At 58.6% G+C, this 850-nt stretch carries 1 pseudogene; it reads right to left on the bottom strand.

Annotated features, from left to right (window positions below):
- Positions 1 to 850 (bottom strand): annotated as a pseudogene (locus tag J3352_RS14180) (phosphoglucosamine mutase); the annotation flags it as partial.

The raw sequence follows: 850 nt of genomic DNA, 5'->3' as shown, positions 1-850 counted from the left end.
AGACATACTTGTCGCCCACGGCAGTCTTGGCGTAGCCGATGCCCTGCTCGTCAAAAGCCTTGTACAGGCCAAAGTTGGACATGACCGTGGTGACCACCGTGTTGGTCAGGAGTTTTCCGCGCTCCTTCATGTAGCAGCCGTAGATGTACAGGATGTGGTCACCGGTGATCACATTGCCCTTTTCGTCCACGCAGAGGCAGCGGTCTGCATCGCCGTCATAGGCAAAGCCCACATCCAGACCCTTTTCCACCACAAACTTCTGCAGGCCCTCGATGTGGGTGGAGCCTGTGTTCAGGTTGATGTTCAGACCGTTGGGCTGGTTGTTGATGACGTAGGTGTCTGCGCCCAGCGCATCAAACACGCTCTTGGCAATGTTCCAGCTGGCACCGTTGGCGCAGTCCAGACCCACCTTGATGCCCTTGAAGGAGTAGATGCCCAGGCTGATCAGGTAGCCCATGTAGCGGTTGCGGCCTGCCACATAGTCCACGGTGCAGCCGATGTGCTCCCGGTGGGCAAAGGGCAGCTCCGGCCAGTCCTGATCAAAGACATGGAGTTTGCCGTCGATGTAGTCCTCCACCAGCAGCAGGGTCTCCTCGGGCATCTTTTCGCCGTAGCAGTCGATCAGCTTGATGCCGTTGTCGTAGAACGGGTTATGGCTGGCGGAGATCATAATGCCGCAGTCAAAATCATCCACGCGGGCAATGTAGGCCACGCTGGGGGTGGTGGTGACGTGGAGCAGGTAGGCATCTGCGCCGGAAGCGGTCAGGCCCGCCACCAGGCTGTACTCGAACATATAGCTGGAGCGGCGGGTATCCTTGCCAATGACGATGCGGGCAGGCTCGTTGTTGCC

The organism is Faecalibacterium sp. Marseille-Q4164, from assembly GCF_017377545.1.
In the GTDB taxonomy this organism is placed as follows: Bacteria; Bacillota; Clostridia; order Oscillospirales; family Ruminococcaceae; genus Faecalibacterium; species Faecalibacterium duncaniae.
The sequence above is the reverse complement of the archived record's forward strand: the minus strand, read 5'-3'. Positions and strand labels throughout refer to the sequence as shown.